The organism is Chryseobacterium sp. JUb7, assembly GCF_024806495.1.
In the GTDB taxonomy this organism is placed as follows: Bacteria; Bacteroidota; Bacteroidia; order Flavobacteriales; family Weeksellaceae; genus Chryseobacterium.
Genome location: NZ_JANUFF010000009.1, coordinates 74,631 through 89,921 on the forward strand (window position 1 = coordinate 74,631; position 15,291 = coordinate 89,921).

Sequence of the window (15,291 nt, forward strand, 5' to 3'; positions counted from 1 at the left end):
TCACAAAAGAAAATATCTATCATTGCGTTTACTTATTCTAAATAGGTAAAATTTCCGTAAATTTGTAAACAATTTATTTAGTTTATGTTGACGAAAGAAAAGGTACAAAATTTCCTTAAAGAGATAGAAGTTGATGACTTGGTAAGTAACTTCCAGGTTATGGGCAACGATGTATATATTGATATGACAGCGCATTCGCCTGCCATGCACGAAAAGAAAAAACTGGAGGCTGCAATGAAACAGGCTTTCGCAAGTGAATTCGGAGAAGAAATTAACTTAAAATTGAAAATTGTTTCTCCTGAACCAAGCGAAATTCAGCAAAGTCAGATCAAAGGAAAACAAATCCCGGGAATTCAAAATATTATTGCCATTGCCTCCGGAAAAGGTGGAGTTGGTAAGTCTACGGTTTCTGCAAATATGGCAGTTACTTTAGCAAAAATGGGCTTTAAGGTAGGTTTATTGGATGCCGATATTTACGGACCATCTGTTCCTACAATGTTCGATACAGAAGGTCAGAAACCTATTTCTGTAGAAGTGAACGGTAAAAACTTAATGAAACCTATTGAAAATTATGGCGTGAAAATGCTGTCAATAGGATATTTTTCAGGGTCTAATCAGGCCGTGGTTTGGAGAGGTCCGATGGCTTCAAAAGCATTGAACCAAATGATAAGAGATGCAGATTGGGGCGAATTGGATTTCTTATTAATTGATCTTCCTCCGGGAACAGGTGATATTCACTTGTCAATTATCCAGGAGGTTCCTGTAACGGGAGCGGTGATTGTAAGTACACCTCAGCATGTAGCTTTGGCAGACGTAAGAAAAGGAATTGCAATGTTCCAGATGGAAAGCATTAACATTCCTGTTCTTGGATTAGTCGAAAATATGGCGTATTTTACACCGGAAGAATTACCGGACAATAAATACTATATCTTTGGAAACCAGGGAGCACAATATTTGGCGGATGACTTAGGAATCCCTGTGTTAGGAGAAATCCCTTTGATTCAAAGTATCAGAGAGGCGGGAGATGTAGGCAGACCGGCTGCTTTACAGGAAAATTCTAAAATTGCTGACATCTACACAGAAACTGCCCGTAAAATGGTGGAAAGTCTGGTAGAAAGAAATAAATTCCTTCCTCCGACAGAAGCCGTAAAAATTACAACAATGGCGGGATGCTCGCCAAAAGCAAAATAATTATTTTCAATTTTGAAAAACCGAATTGAACTGAAGAAAAAAATATGGAAACAAATATAACACACGAAGATACCGTAACAAGAGTAATGGAAGCTTTAGAAAGCATTCGTCCATTCCTTAATAAAGACGGTGGAGACATTGAGCTTATTGACGTGAAAGACAATTTAGTGTATGTTAAATTGTTGGGAAACTGTTCCGGTTGTTCATTAAATTATTCAACTCTTAAATTAGGGGTAGAAAATACAATCAAGCAACACGCTCCCGAAATTGAAAAAGTGATAAGCGTAGAGTAAAAAAATTATAATTCATATATTTTTTAAGGCAGGTTTTTTACCTGCCTTTTTTGTTGTTTTCAGTTTTCGGCGAGCGAAGCTCGCCGAAAACTGAAACTTTTATTCTGAAAACTTTGAAAGTACTTTCATTGCCGGTTCGATATCTTTTATATCCACAAAAATATGATCATGATAATACGCAGCAACGACATTGCAGCTTATATTATTTTCGGATAAAGCTTTCGAAAAGGCAGCTGTCAAGCCAACAGCTTCCAACGAAGAGTGCACGGTAAGCGTTATCCATGATGCAACATATGAATATTCTAAGTTAAGTTCATCAGCATCTTCTTTTTTTAAGATCAATGTTATTTCTTCATCCTCTCGGAAGAGCATTACGATTTTATTTAGATCAAAATTTGCTATATTTTTTACAGCGCAGAAAACATATTCTCCTTCGTTATGCTTTGGATGCATCGTTTTTAATAATTTTTCTAAGTCTTTTTCTCCGGTCATATTAAGGTTGTTGAAATATTTTTATTCTAAAGTAATTTTAATGTTGTGATCTTCAAAAATTTTAATAATATCTTCAAATTTTGTTTTAAAAAGTTTCTTACTTCTTTTGTGGTTTTTCCAGATTAATTCTGAGACTGACTTTACACAAAAATCTCCGCGCATACAATCATATAAAGCATATAATTGTCTTCCGAAATATCCTCCTGCTCCATGAACTTCTTCACCAAGTGTACAATAAAATTCATCGAGATTATGAAAATGATTATCATCGAGTTGGATGATGATATTTTCTTTATCAGAAACTTTTTTAGGATTATTTAAAGCTGCAACAAGCCAACCCTGTAATTCGTCTTTCTGAAAATTCTTCCAGACATTTTTTCTATAATCTCTTTATTGACAATCATTTTATAAGCCTTATGAAAGCCTTTGGGTTTATGCCATACATGGCCGCTTAATGTTATATTATTATTATTATTATTATTATTATTATTATTATTATTATTATTATTATTATTACATTACTTATGAAAGTGGTGGTAACAGCTGATTTATTTTCATTAAGTAACTGAATAAAACCATTGTGATCGTATATTTCAATTGCTTTTTGAATTTCAGATTTTAGTTTTTCAACATCATGAACATTTATTAAACGTAATTCTCGATATCCAAAATTTGTTCTGTTATTTTCAAGAATTTTAACATCATCAATATATGTTATAATTGGGATTTTCTCTTCTGTGTCAAGCGAAAATGCAAACATATTAATTCAAATTTTTATTAATTTCCTTAATCACCTTCAAAACCTCCGTCGATTTCTCTCTAATGATTAATTTATTCTTTTTATTTTTAATCAATTCTGTAAAATTATTGTCTTCTGTATTAATGTCGACAATCGTAGCTCCATATTTCAAGGCTGTTTCCGCAATAGCAATGGGTAGACTCGTTGCTCCGGAAGTTCCGACTATGAAAAGAATTCCACTGTTTTTGGCTACTTTGAGTGAACTGAATCTTTTATTCGTTTTTTCATCGTAATATTCATCAAACCAAAGAATATTCGGGCGCATCCAATGTCCGCAATTTTGACAGGTTAAAAGTTCGATATCTCGTTTTGTAAGATCTTCATCTATATTTTTTCCTTTAATTTCTTCGGGAAGGTTTAAAATTTCCTTACAACCATTTGAACATTTGATTTCGCGATTGTTTCCATGAATTTCATAAATCCTCTGCGTTCCTGAACGTCTGTGAAGATTATCAATATTTTGAGTAATTAAATGAAACCTGTCCTGCAACATATTTTCAATTTCAGCCAATTCAAAATGGCTTTGATTGGGTTCCGAATCTTCAAACATTTTCTTTCGGAATAACGAATACTGCAAAACTTCTTCAGGATTTTGTTTAAAATATTTCAGTGTTCCAAATTCTTCAGGCTTATGAAACTGAGTTCCTTTGACCCAAATTCCGTCAATACCGCGATATGTCGGAATTCCGCTGTCAGATGAGATTCCCGCGCCCGTCAAAAAAGTGAAAAGATTTCGCTTTTCTTTATGATAAATCTGATGGATAATTTCTTCTAACCGTTCTTTCATGTTTTTATAAAGTTTAAAACTAATGAATTTTCAAACAACAAAAAAGCCTGCACTAAGGCAGACTTGCAATTATAATTGGGAACTCAAAATTATTATAGTGTTTTTAGAATCTGGCGAAAAAATTATTTCTGTTTTTTCAATTCTGAATTTTCGGATTCCAGCTTTTGAACTTTAGAAGTAAGCTCATTTACTTTTGTATTTAATTCCTGAATTGCTTTTGTGAGTACAGGAACCAAAGAATCATAATTTACGGATAGCAATTTATCTGCATCATCAGTTTCCTTTACGACATCGGGGAGAATTTTACGGATTTCCTGAGCAATAAAGCCGATTTCTTTCGTATTATATTCTTTTGATTCTAAGCTATTTTTCTTCTCGTAGCTTACCGGGTTTAATTTTAATATTGTTTCAAGTCCGTTTTCTACAGGTTTAATATTTCTTTTTAAACGGATATCTGAGGTAGGTGTAAATGAAGCGGCAGACCAGTTTCCGTTAATATCCAAAAAGGAAAGAGAATTGGCTAAAGTGGGCGTTCCTGAAGTAAGGCTGTAAAAACGGTGACCTCCATTTCCTGTTCCACGATAGTTTACATATTCATTAAAACCTACACCCGGCTGAATGACATTCCAACCGAAAGCGCCTAAGTTTGTCGTAGTTGGAAAAGTCCCTGTTGAAATTCCAATAATTCCGGTTACTTCCAGCCTTACACGTGGTGCTGCAGCTCCAATACCTACAAAACCTGTTCCTGTTACCGTAAGATTATTTCCTGCATTGGCAATATTGGTAGCTTCAGAAAGTGTACCTCCAAGTTTTACATCGTTTCCTGAGGCATTAAGACCATTACTTGCTGTAACATTATTATTGATAATGGTTGTATTTCCGCCACCTCCTCCGCACGCATTTAGCTGTTTTATCATAGCATAAGACTGGTTACCCCGCATTTCTGCGGTTCCATTTGAGGATAGAATACGTAATGCAACGGTAAGGTTTGTGTTGGGAGTGATAACGGCTTTAGAAACCTGCATCTCACTGTTGCTTGTTGTAGTATAGCTTACCGCGTAAAATTCTGCTACTGTAGAACCCGCTAAAGGTGAATTATTGGATGCATCTACCCATTGTCCGGATATATAACCTCCTGTCGGATTACTGAAATTGACACCAAAAAGATGACCTTCCAGTTCATAGGTTTTACCCGCCTGAAGGGTGAAAGTACCATTGCTTACGGTTATTCCGTTGCTTGATTTTATCGTGTTAAAATTAATGGTTGTGTTTCCTCCAACACCCGTTTGTGTAGATCCCGGAATAGTTGCAAAAATATAATCAGGTACACAGCTTGCACCGGTTGTAGAAGTACCGTTATAACCTAATACTTCCCAGGTTGCTGCTGCTCCGGTAAGTCCGGTATTAATTAATTGTACACTTTGATTGGCTGATAAGGTGACACTTGTGTTTCCATTGATAGTCTCAGAGCCTGCAGGATTTATGGTTACAGTAAATGTCGTATTATTTTTGACAGTATACATTCGACCTTTGAAATTTCCGATACCACTGATGGCTGTAGGAAGTGTAAGGGTAGAATTGGAAGCCCCGTTGTAGGATACATAATAATCTGTATCGATCATAGAATAAGTTGGAGCTGTAATGGCATTGTATTGCGCAGCCAATGAACCGTTAATGTCTAAAGTCGAACCAGGATTGGCTTTGTTAACTCCTACTTGAGCCATAATTGATGAGCTTCCTATTAACAATAGGAATAAAGGGGAAATTAGTCTTTTCATGTTAAGAATTTAGTATGTTATCTGAAATTGTGGTATCGATTGCATTAAAAAATCTATCGAACGGTAAAAATTCAATGAATACATATCACTTTGTGAATATATGTAATAAAAAATCAATTTATAATATTTGATTTTAACATTTTTTAATTATTTATGAATTGTTTTAATTAATAAATGATTATAGATAAAATATAAAAGCCCCGAATTGTTCAGGGCTCATTTTTAATCAACTAAATAATATATTCTATTTTACAATCACTCTTTTCAGTTCTCCTTCAGAAGTTTTTACCAGATAAACTCCTGTAGAAAGTTTCGAAGTATCAATTGTTAAAGCTTTTTTATCTTTTCCGATCAATTTTCCGGACATATCATACAGCTCATAATCCTGAACTCTGTTGAAATATAAAGTATTTCCTTTTGCAACAGGATTTGGGAATACATTGAAGGTAGTCTTTTCAGATTTTACTTCACCTGTAGCCAATGTTCCTGAACCACCGACTTCATACATTGATAATGTGCCGCTGATTTCGTTGGCTATAATTACATATCCTTTTCCGGTAGTCGTATTTTCCGGAGCAATATAAATGATCCCTTCCGGACCATTGTCGCCACCGTAAGCTGAAGTGGAACGAGAATTTTTATAATCCGTAAAAGTAGGATTGTTCGGATCTGTAATATTGTATACCATTACACCTCCCGTTCTTTCGATGGTGATGAAAGCATAAGTCTGACCGTTAATTGTTCCTAACGTTACCCCTTCCGGTTCAGGACCTTTTGCACGGCTTCTGTTTTTAACGGTATTTGATTCGTTATCTGCATTAAAAATCAAAGGATGATTGGCTGCGATATATCTTTCAAATCGGTCACCACTGTCATAAACGATCTGTTTTGTATCTGCATTAAAAATAGAGAATGAGCGAGCTCCCAATGCTGAAATTTCTTCAAATTCTGAATCTCCATCAGTATTTCCTGTTGCATTCGTAACTCTAAATCTTCCTAAATTATAAGAAGCCTTTAAAATCGCTGATTGTGGGAAAAGAGCAGGATCCAAAGTATAATCATTCGCTCCTACGGTTGTTCTTTCACTAAATCCTGAAAGATCTTTTTCATCCCCTTCATTGGCTGTTACGATATAATTCGTATTTCCTACTTTATAATTCTGAACGGCATCTGGGGTGTAATATGTTTTTACAGGCCAGTTTGCAATAAGAACCTCACCGTTGTTATCTGAAGCATCAAATCCGTTTCCTGGAAGACTCATATCTTTTTTACCTAATCCCCAGATTCCTGTGATTGTTTTTGTTGCTAAATTCACTTCTGCAATTGCATTGTTTTCCTGAAGCGTAACCCAAGCTTTCTGGCTGTCCGAGCTTATGGTAACATATTCAGGTTCCAAATCCTGAGAAAGGGTATTGTTTGTTCTTACTTTTCTTAAACCTGTTGCGGTTAAAGCAGCAACCTGAGAATCAAAAGCATTGAAATTAAGGGTGGTTACATTACTTTGAGTTAAGTTTCCGATTCCTCCCGAAATATCAATAATACTGATTGTTCCTTCAGGATCTACCGTGTAAGCATCATTAGGCTCTCCTTCATTGGCTGTAATTACTTTTGTGCCGTCCGGAGAGAAAGTCACCATATCCGGTAAAGCTCCAACAGTCACCTGCTTCAGGAAGTTTCCGTTAATATCAAAGAAAACGACAGAGCCATTTTGCTGAGGATTGGTATTTGGAGAGGCAGCTGCGATGATCCCGTTTTTCACGGCAATACTTGTAATTCCGCCATAAGGAGCCATATTGATCGTGTTAATAACGGTCGGAGTATTTGGATTACTGAAATTGATAATATCAAAAACATCTGTTATCGAACTGATTGTAAATAATCTTTGCGTAGATGGATCATGAACAACAATTTCAGTAGAGCTGCTGTTGTTTCCTGAAGGATCAAAACTGCCGATATAATTTAACTGAATCTGATTTGACGGTACCGGAGCTGGTTTATCATTATCAACAATATAAACCGTTGCATTGCTGTCACCGGAAATGCTGGCTCCGACAGGGTTTTCAAGACTTACCACAAAATATTCTGCATGTTGCTCTTCCAGTGTATCATCAATAATAGGAATATTAACGGTGTAGCTGGTTGTTGACGGACTAATATTAATTGTCTGATTCGCTAAAGTGAAATCACTGCTGTCAGCTGTACTGAAAGGTGCCGGTTTTACTACCAGATTAACCGTAGAGGTAGAAGGGTTGGCAATATTAATTTTGAATGCCAGATTTCCCGCATTTTCATTGACTTTAACAAAATTTTTATCCAAAGAAATAGAAGTTCCGGCGGTTGTAAATACCGTAGAAGTTGCTGCTGTTACTGCATTATCACTGGTATCTTCCACCATATTAGGTTTTAAGGCCAGATAATAGGTTTGGTTGGGGACTAAACCGGAAGTTGGGATTACAGTGATTTTATTATTGCTGAAAGTTGTTGTGAAGGGAATTTGTGTACCTGAAGCATTTCCAATACGGAAATCAACAAGTGTTTGTGCATTAGAATCGTTGATCGTGGAGTTGTCTGTCAATCTTACATTTTCATTAAAAGAAATAGTGGGATTTACAGTAGTTGAGGCATTATTTGTGTTGTTTGTAGGAAGATAGGTAACCGTAGGTGGAGTGGTGTCTGTACCATTTACAGCTGTTGCATCAACGGTGAAGTTGTCGAAACGGTTATTTCCAACATTTCCACCTGTACCTGTTGAAAATTCAACTTTTAGTTTAAAATTCGGATTGTTTGCAACGCCTGAAATTGCAGAAAAATCAAAAGTAACCAACTGCGGGTTTGCATCCTGCGGAGAAACTGTCTGATAAGTTTGAAAAGTGGTCCCATCTGTTGAGTAAGACCAGGTTTGTGTTCCAGCGCCGGAACCTGATCTTCTGGTTGTAAATTTTACAACTACATTATGATAACCCGTTGTCGGTAAGTTGAACTGTAAATTACCATTGATCGGGAAGTTATATCTCAAATGCGTTCCGGAAACATCTCCGTTTCTTGCATTTAAATTGTCGACATTGAAGTTTTGCCCTGTACCTCCTGCGAAATCCACTTCTGTTGTTCCGCTCGTTACGGCTGCCAAAGATCCGCCTACCAGTGTTGAAGTAGGTGCAGTAATGGCAGCTGCAGAAGAATTGTTGTTAAAATTCCAGTAATGGATAAGAGTCGTTTGCCCAAAAAGTGCACCTTGTAGAAAAAATGCGGCAATTACAGACCCTTTTAACAAGTAGTTATTAGTCATTTTTTGCTTATATTAATTTATGCAAAAATGATCTTTATACTTTGTAAGTGTTTTAAGGTAATTTTAAGAAATGTTTAATAAATAGGTAATACAATTAGGAGATATAAAAACACAATATCAGTAGATTAATTTAAAAACCAATATACTCATTAGAATAACTGTTTATTTTACTTTCTGTCCCGAAAGATTCATATTCTGTCCGGTTGATTTTTTTCCTTCAAGGGGATGTTTTTGCATGTAGAAAAATCCTGAAATGGCAGTCAGGACCAGTAGGATAAAAGCAACCAGAAAAATTCTTTTTAACATTTCTTTCATATGGCTAGGTTTTTTATGTCCTTAATTTCTAAAACTGAAGTAGGGTATCCTTTCTGAACAGCATTAATCATTGCTTTCCCGACCTCGTGTAAAGTTAATGATTTTGAAGGTAATATAATAGGGAAAATCCAAATAATAGGTTTAAAAAACCATTTCACATTTTCCTGACCGTCAACAGGTTTCATAAATCCGGGACGAAAGTTGTATTCGCCTCTGAAACCCAATTTCTTTAAAGCATTTTCTGTTCTTCCTTTTACCCTTGCCCACATTAGTTTTCCGCTTTCTGTTTTATCGGTATGGGCGCCCGAAACATAGTTGAAAACCATACCCGGGTTTTGGCTTAATACAGCTTTTGCAAAGTGTAATGTAGTATCATAAGTGATTTTTGTATAATCTTCTTCATTCATTCCTACGCTGCTGATTCCGGCGCAAAAGAAAACAGCATCATAACCTTTTAGATTTTCATCATTAGGGTCAATATTCAGGAAATCTGAAACGATATATTCTTTTAACTTGGCGTGTTTTTTTCCTGAAGGCTTTCTGCTGACACTCAGAATTTCTGAAACATTAGGGTTTTCAAGACATTCCATTAAAACGCCTTCTCCTACCATACCTGTTGCTCCTGTTATAATTATCTTGATTGAGTTCATTTTGTTGATGTTATTATTGTTGATGACGTTCTGTCTTTATTTTTACTTTAAATTAAATGCAAAAATTATACTGTTTTTTTAGTTTATTGTTAGAAGTATTTAATAAAATATTTTTATTGATGTTATAATTTTATAAACCAATACGTTATATCTGTGTAATTCCTTTTTTGTGAAAAATGGATATAATTAAGAAGTGTTATCAGATGAGGTGGTTTTATCAATTTGATTAATGAAACTTGTTTTGTTTTAATAATCAGTTTTGAATAAAAGACGAAATTCTTAGCCCCGATCGTGCAATTGTCTGAGCTCATTTTTAAGTTTCGGCGGCCTCGTCAAAGACGAGGCCGCCGAAACTTAAAAATAGCGAGTGCTAAGAGCGGGAAATAGCTCCAAACAAAAGCTGATAAAAAATAAAACCGATCTAAGTGACCGGTTTTAATATAGGTGTTGCAAAAATTATTTTTTATTGTGTAACTGACTGTAAATATTATGAATCAATCCATCCGCAACAGAAATTTTAGGAACAAAAATTTTGTTGATTTCCGACCAAGACATTACATTATTGAAGATCTTGATGGCATGTACCAAAACATCCGCTCTGTCTTCTCTCATATTATATTTAGTCATTCTTTCATCGACGGTCATATCGTCAAATTCCTTGTGAACTTTTTTCAGATGAGAAAGTGACATCGGTTTTCCGTCTTTGGTTTTGCTCATTGAGAAAACTTTGTTGATATTTCCTCCCGATCCAATGGCTACAACAGGCTTTTTACTGTTAATATTTTTTCTGATCTCTTCTTTCATCTCCTGCCAGTTATTTGGAGTCACCAGATTGTTCAGTAATCGGATCGTTCCGATGTTGAAAGATTTTTCGTAGATCATTTTGCCGTTTTCGTAGAACGTCAGCTCTGTAGAACCTCCACCTACGTCAATATAGAGATAGGCAAATTCTTTGTCCAGACCTTCCGCTACGTGATTTTCGAAAACCAAAGTTGCCTCTTCATCCCCGGAAATAATTTCAATATTGATTCCTGATGTTTCTTTTACTTCCCGGATGATATCCTGCCCGTTGGCAGCATCTCGCATAGCACTTGTAGCACAGGCTCTGTAATGCTCGACATTATAAATTTTCATCAGATCGCTGAAAATTTTCATTGAATCGATGACCATTTTTTCTCTTTCTTCCCCGATCTTTCCCAACGTAAAAACGTCCATTCCCAATCGCAAAGGTATTCTTAGCAGATTGAGTTTGATGAATTCCGGCTTTTTGTTATTGATTTTTACTTCATTAATTAAAAGTCTTGCTGCATTACTTCCTATATCTATGGCTGCAATCTTCATTTTTTGTTCGTTTTAGCTTTTAAATATCTGTATGTTTCCACCTGAGAACGGCATTCTTCCTTATCATTGCTGATATACTCGTTGCTCAATTTTTTGTCTAAAATACGAGCTTTTACATTATCTTTCAACTGAATGTCGAGAATATCTTTTAATTCTTTTTTTAAATTTTTATCACTTATTTTAGCGGCAGCTTCAATTCTGTAATCTAAATTTCTCGTCATCCAGTCAGCTGACGAAATGTACATGTCTTCTGAACCTTTGTTATAGAAATACATGACTCTGGCATGTTCAAGATATTCATCTACGATACTGATGCCTTTTATTTTTTCTTTAAATTCTTTTTGATTGATGGCACAATAAATTCCTCTTACAATCATCTTGACAACCACTCCCGCTTCAGCAGCAGCATATAGTTTTTCAATTAAGGCCCGATCGCTTACAGAATTAGCTTTGATGATCATCTCAGCTCTCCTTCCAGCCCTTGCTTCCTCAATTTCCTTATCAATATAATGAACAATCTTTTCACGCATGAACTGAGGGCAAACCAATAAGTTTTTACACGTTTTTAAAATTGGTAAGTAATCTTCTTTTGGTTTTTTTAATACATTAAAAACTTTATTAATATCTGCCATTATACTTCGGTCAGCAGTCATTAATAAATGATCTCCATAAATCCTGGCTGTTTTTTCGTTAAAGTTCCCGGTGCTTACAAACCCATACTGAATGGTTTTGTTGTGAGCTCTTTTTTTGATCACGCAAAGTTTAGCGTGTACTTTTTTATCAGGAATCCCAACTAAGACAGTGATTCCTTCCGGCTCCAGCATTTCTTTCCATTCCAGATTGGACTCTTCATCGAATCTTGCCTGAAGTTCAAGCATTACCGTTACTTCCTTACCGTTTCTGGCGGCATAAATCAGTGCATTAATGATTTTTGAACTGCTGGCCAGTCGATAGGCCGTGATTTGAATAGATTTTACATCAGGATCCATGGCTGCTTCACGCAGAAGGTCGATAACGGGATTATATTTATGATAAGGGAAAGTTAAAAGAACATCGTGCTTCAAAATAACATCGGTTACTCTTTCGCCATGTTCAAATGCCTGATGCGTAAAAGATGTTCTTTCTACCGGTCTAGTATATTTTTCGAAAACATCCGGAAAATCCATAAAATGTTTAAAATTATGAATCTTTCCGCCAGGAATAATACTGTCTTTTTTAGTCAGATTTAGTTTTCGGATAAGCAGTTCAAGCAAGGCCTTGTCCATATCTTTATCAAAAACAAAACGGGTAGGTTTTCCTTTTCTTCTGTTTTTAAGCCCTTTTTCTATTTTCTCTGCAAAATTGGTTTTGATATCATTGTCAAGATCCATTTCTGCATCTTTTGTTACTTTGAAAGCATTGGCAGCAAACTCATCATAGCCGAAGTAAGAAAAAATATGCGGAAGATTGAAGGTAATGACATCTTCCAGCAGCATTACATTTTTTTCCTCAGGATCTTCTGTCGGAAGAAGTACAAATCGACCGACAAATCTTGACGGAATTTCGATAATCGCATAATTACTTGAATATTGCCAGTCTTTTTTTCGCATAGCCACTCCCAGATAGAGACTTTTATCTCTCATATAAGGCATGGGCGTATTTTCATGAAGTAAAATCGGAATCACATTGGATTCTACGACTTCATCAAAGTAATTTCTGACAAATTCTTTTTGTTTTGCAGTTAAATTTTTTGAAGTTTTAATAGATACCTTATGATCAGCCATTTCTTCCTGAATTTTTTTCCAGGTTTTATCAAAGTTTTGCTGATGTCTTATAACAATCTCGTTAATCTTCTGGAGAATTTTTGAAGGTGGCTGATAAAAAGATTCTGCAATCACTTTTTCCTTAAAATCCATCGCACGCTTTAATCCGGCAACCCGTACTCTGAAAAATTCATCTAAATTGTTGGAGAAAATTCCTAAAAAACGAATTCTCAGATGTAAAGGTACTTTTTCATCCATCGCTTCCTGCAGAACCCTTTCATTGAAGGCAAGCCATGTAATATCTCTCGGATTAAAGTGTAATGACATTCTCTAGTTTATATTTTATCAAAAATAATAATTCATTACGTTTCTTTTCCTATTTTCTAAGTTAAACTTTGATTAATTTTTTACATTTTGTCTGGCTATAATGTGTCTAAAGTTGCCGTATTTATCATTGTTTGTAATGATAAAATGCCGGAATGTGTCAATTTGTCATAAATTTTCCTCTGGTACAGATATTGAGAAATTGAGAGTGTAAATTAAACTTTAAAATAGAAAAAATAAAAAATATTATGAGTAAAATAATTGGAATCGACTTAGGAACAACGAATTCGTGTGTTGCAGTAATGGAGGGTAAAGACCCGGTAGTAATCCCTAACGCGGAAGGTAAAAGAACAACACCTTCTATCGTAGCATTTACAGAAGATGGAGAAAGAAAAGTAGGAGATCCTGCAAAAAGACAGGCTGTAACCAACCCAAAGAAAACAGTATACTCTATTAAAAGATTTATTGGTACGCACTTCAAAGAAGACGCTAAAGAAATCTCAAGAGTACCTTACGAAGTAGTTTCAGGACCAAACGATACCGTAAAAGTAAAAATCGACGACAGAGAATATACTCCACAGGAAATTTCTGCAATGACCCTTCAGAAAATGAAGAAAACGGCTGAAGATTATCTTGGACAAGAAGTAACAAGAGCGGTAATCACTGTTCCTGCATACTTTAACGATGCACAGAGACAAGCGACTAAAGAGGCTGGTGAAATTGCAGGTCTTAAAGTTGAAAGAATTATCAACGAACCTACAGCTGCAGCATTAGCTTACGGTTTAGATAAATCTCATAAAGATCAAAAAATCGCTGTATATGACCTTGGTGGTGGTACTTTCGATATCTCTATCCTTGATTTGGGAGACGGTGTATTTGAAGTATTGTCTACAAACGGAGATACACACTTAGGTGGTGATGATTTTGATGATGTGATCATCAACTGGATGGCAGACGAATTCAAAGCTGAAGAAGGAGTAGAATTGAAATCTGATGCAATTGCATTACAAAGATTGAAAGAAGCTGCTGAAAAAGCAAAAATCGAATTGTCTTCTTCTCCACAAACAGAAATCAACCTTCCATATATTACAGCTACAGCTACAGGTCCTAAACACTTAGTGAAGACTTTAACTAAAGCTAAATTTGAGCAATTAGCTGCTGACCTTGTAAGAAGATCTATGGAGCCAGTTGCTAAAGCGTTGAAAGATGCAGGTTTATCAACTTCTGATATCGATGAGGTAATCTTGGTAGGAGGTTCTACAAGAATCCCGATCATCCAGGAAGAAGTAGAAAAATTCTTCGGTAAAAAACCATCTAAAGGAGTTAACCCGGATGAGGTTGTAGCAATTGGTGCAGCGATTCAGGGTGGTGTATTGACAGGTGATGTAAAAGACGTTCTTTTATTAGATGTGACTCCACTTTCTCTAGGTATCGAAACGATGGGTTCTGTTTTCACTAAATTAATTGAAGCGAACACTACGATCCCAACTAAAAAATCTGAAGTATTCTCTACAGCTTCTGACAACCAGCCGGCTGTAAGCATCAGAGTAGGGCAGGGAGAAAGATCAATGTTCAACGATAACAAAGAAATCGGTAGATTCGACCTTACAGATATTCCACCAGCACCAAGAGGAGTTCCTCAAATCGAAGTTACTTTCGATATCGATGCGAATGGTATCTTAAGTGTATCTGCAAAAGATAAAGGAACTGGTAAAGAGCAGACTATCAAAATTCAGGCTTCTTCAGGTCTTTCTGACGAAGAAATCGAAAGAATGAAGAAAGAAGCTCAGGAAAATTCTGCAGCGGATGCTAAAAGAAAAGAAGAAGTTGAAGTATTCAACAAAGCTGACGGATTGATCTTCCAGACTGAAAAACAACTGAAAGAGTTTGGTGATAAATTATCTGCAGATAAAAAAGCAGCAATCGAAGCAGCTCACGCAGAATTAAAAACTGCTTTTGAAGCTAAAAACGGAGATGATGTAAAAGCTAAAACAGAAGCTTTAGATGCAGCTTGGATGGCAGCTTCAGAAGAATTGTATGCAGCAGGACAAGGTGCTCAGGGTGCAGACGGAGGAGCTCAGAATGCTGGAAATGCAGGTGGAGCAGAAGATGTACAAGATGCAGACTTCGAAGAAGTAAAATAATTAGATTATATCTAAATTTTAATAAAAATAAATCCTCAAGTGAAAACTTGGGGATTTTTTATGTTAAAGTTGAGAATTTTTTTCTTTTTTTGAATATTCGTTAAATATTATCTTTTTAAAAATAATATTTTTGGTAAATTAATTCACGT

The 15,291-nt window shown here is 35.6% G+C and carries 13 protein-coding genes; 3 read left to right on the top strand and 10 right to left on the bottom strand.

Annotated elements, in window-relative coordinates:
- The first annotated feature begins 84 nt into the window (after positions 1-84).
- Positions 85-1,191: an Mrp/NBP35 family ATP-binding protein gene (locus M2373_RS15925; protein ID WP_259112038.1), complete on the top strand. Its 1,107-nt coding sequence runs from the start codon at positions 85-87 to the stop codon at positions 1,189-1,191.
- 44 nt (positions 1,192-1,235) lie between these two features.
- Complete coding sequence (locus M2373_RS15930; RefSeq protein WP_259112039.1) at positions 1,236-1,484, top strand: NifU family protein; 249 nt, start codon at positions 1,236-1,238, stop codon at positions 1,482-1,484.
- Between the two features lie 99 nt (positions 1,485-1,583).
- On the opposite strand, the gene M2373_RS15935 is transcribed toward M2373_RS15930, so the two are convergent.
- From M2373_RS15935 to ppk1, 10 genes are all read right to left on the bottom strand, one after another.
- Positions 1,584-1,976 carry an ACT domain-containing protein gene (locus M2373_RS15935; protein ID WP_259112040.1) on the bottom strand — a complete coding sequence of 131 codons (393 nt, stop codon included), beginning with the start codon at positions 1,974-1,976 and terminating at the stop codon, positions 1,584-1,586.
- 21 nt (positions 1,977-1,997) lie between these two features.
- Entirely contained in the window at positions 1,998-2,261 is a 264-nt protein-coding gene (locus M2373_RS22590) for a barstar family protein (RefSeq protein ID WP_409013207.1), read from the bottom strand.
- A 172-nt stretch (positions 2,262-2,433) separates the two neighbouring features.
- Positions 2,434-2,736: a hypothetical protein gene (locus M2373_RS15940; RefSeq protein ID WP_259112041.1), complete on the bottom strand. Its 303-nt coding sequence runs from the start codon at positions 2,734-2,736 to the stop codon at positions 2,434-2,436.
- Position 2,737: 1 nt separating this feature from the next.
- Complete coding sequence (locus M2373_RS15945) at positions 2,738-3,562, bottom strand: Sir2 family NAD-dependent protein deacetylase (RefSeq protein ID WP_259112042.1); 825 nt, start codon at positions 3,560-3,562, stop codon at positions 2,738-2,740.
- A 122-nt stretch (positions 3,563-3,684) separates the two neighbouring features.
- Positions 3,685-5,340, bottom strand: coding sequence for a tail fiber domain-containing protein (locus M2373_RS15950; RefSeq protein WP_259112043.1), 1,656 nt, complete (start codon positions 5,338-5,340; stop codon positions 3,685-3,687).
- A 244-nt stretch (positions 5,341-5,584) separates the two neighbouring features.
- The gene (locus tag M2373_RS15955; RefSeq protein ID WP_259112044.1) at positions 5,585-8,626 is read right to left on the bottom strand and encodes a choice-of-anchor I family protein; all 3,042 of its coding nucleotides are present in this window, start codon (positions 8,624-8,626) and stop codon (positions 5,585-5,587) included.
- 162 nt (positions 8,627-8,788) lie between these two features.
- The gene (locus tag M2373_RS15960; RefSeq protein WP_259112045.1) at positions 8,789-8,941 is read right to left on the bottom strand and encodes a hypothetical protein; all 153 of its coding nucleotides are present in this window, start codon (positions 8,939-8,941) and stop codon (positions 8,789-8,791) included.
- Positions 8,938-9,591, bottom strand: a complete 654-nt coding sequence (locus M2373_RS15965; protein WP_259112046.1) for an NAD-dependent epimerase/dehydratase family protein — start codon at positions 9,589-9,591, stop codon at positions 8,938-8,940. Before M2373_RS15965 ends, M2373_RS15960 begins: the two co-directional genes overlap by 4 nt.
- A 456-nt stretch (positions 9,592-10,047) precedes the next feature.
- Positions 10,048-10,932, bottom strand: a complete 885-nt coding sequence (locus M2373_RS15970) for an exopolyphosphatase (RefSeq protein ID WP_259112047.1) — start codon at positions 10,930-10,932, stop codon at positions 10,048-10,050.
- A complete protein-coding gene (gene ppk1, locus M2373_RS15975; protein ID WP_259112048.1) occupies positions 10,929-13,001 on the bottom strand; it encodes a polyphosphate kinase 1 in 2,073 nt (690 codons plus the stop codon). The genes M2373_RS15970 and ppk1 overlap by 4 nt, the downstream gene beginning before the upstream one ends.
- A 245-nt stretch (positions 13,002-13,246) precedes the next feature.
- Here ppk1 and dnaK point away from each other — a divergent pair, with 245 nt between their 5' ends.
- Complete coding sequence (dnaK, locus tag M2373_RS15980) at positions 13,247-15,142, top strand: molecular chaperone DnaK (RefSeq protein ID WP_259112049.1); 1,896 nt, start codon at positions 13,247-13,249, stop codon at positions 15,140-15,142.
- Positions 15,143-15,291 lie beyond the last annotated feature (149 nt).

Coding starts and splice junctions, on each gene's coding strand:
- M2373_RS15925 (WP_259112038.1), top strand. CDS start 85: ATGTTGACGAAAGAAAAGGTACAAAATTTCCTTAAAGAGATAGAAGTT.
- M2373_RS15930 (WP_259112039.1), top strand. CDS start 1,236: ATGGAAACAAATATAACACACGAAGATACCGTAACAAGAGTAATGGAA.
- M2373_RS15935 (WP_259112040.1), bottom strand. CDS start 1,976: ATGACCGGAGAAAAAGACTTAGAAAAATTATTAAAAACGATGCATCCA.
- M2373_RS15940 (WP_259112041.1), bottom strand. CDS start 2,736: ATGTTTGCATTTTCGCTTGACACAGAAGAGAAAATCCCAATTATAACA.
- M2373_RS15945 (WP_259112042.1), bottom strand. CDS start 3,562: ATGAAAGAACGGTTAGAAGAAATTATCCATCAGATTTATCATAAAGAA.
- M2373_RS15950 (WP_259112043.1), bottom strand. CDS start 5,340: ATGAAAAGACTAATTTCCCCTTTATTCCTATTGTTAATAGGAAGCTCA.
- M2373_RS15955 (WP_259112044.1), bottom strand. CDS start 8,626: ATGACTAATAACTACTTGTTAAAAGGGTCTGTAATTGCCGCATTTTTT.
- M2373_RS15960 (WP_259112045.1), bottom strand. CDS start 8,941: ATGAAAGAAATGTTAAAAAGAATTTTTCTGGTTGCTTTTATCCTACTG.
- M2373_RS15965 (WP_259112046.1), bottom strand. CDS start 9,591: ATGAACTCAATCAAGATAATTATAACAGGAGCAACAGGTATGGTAGGA.
- M2373_RS15970 (WP_259112047.1), bottom strand. CDS start 10,932: ATGAAGATTGCAGCCATAGATATAGGAAGTAATGCAGCAAGACTTTTA.
- ppk1 (WP_259112048.1), bottom strand. CDS start 13,001: ATGTCATTACACTTTAATCCGAGAGATATTACATGGCTTGCCTTCAAT.
- dnaK (WP_259112049.1), top strand. CDS start 13,247: ATGAGTAAAATAATTGGAATCGACTTAGGAACAACGAATTCGTGTGTT.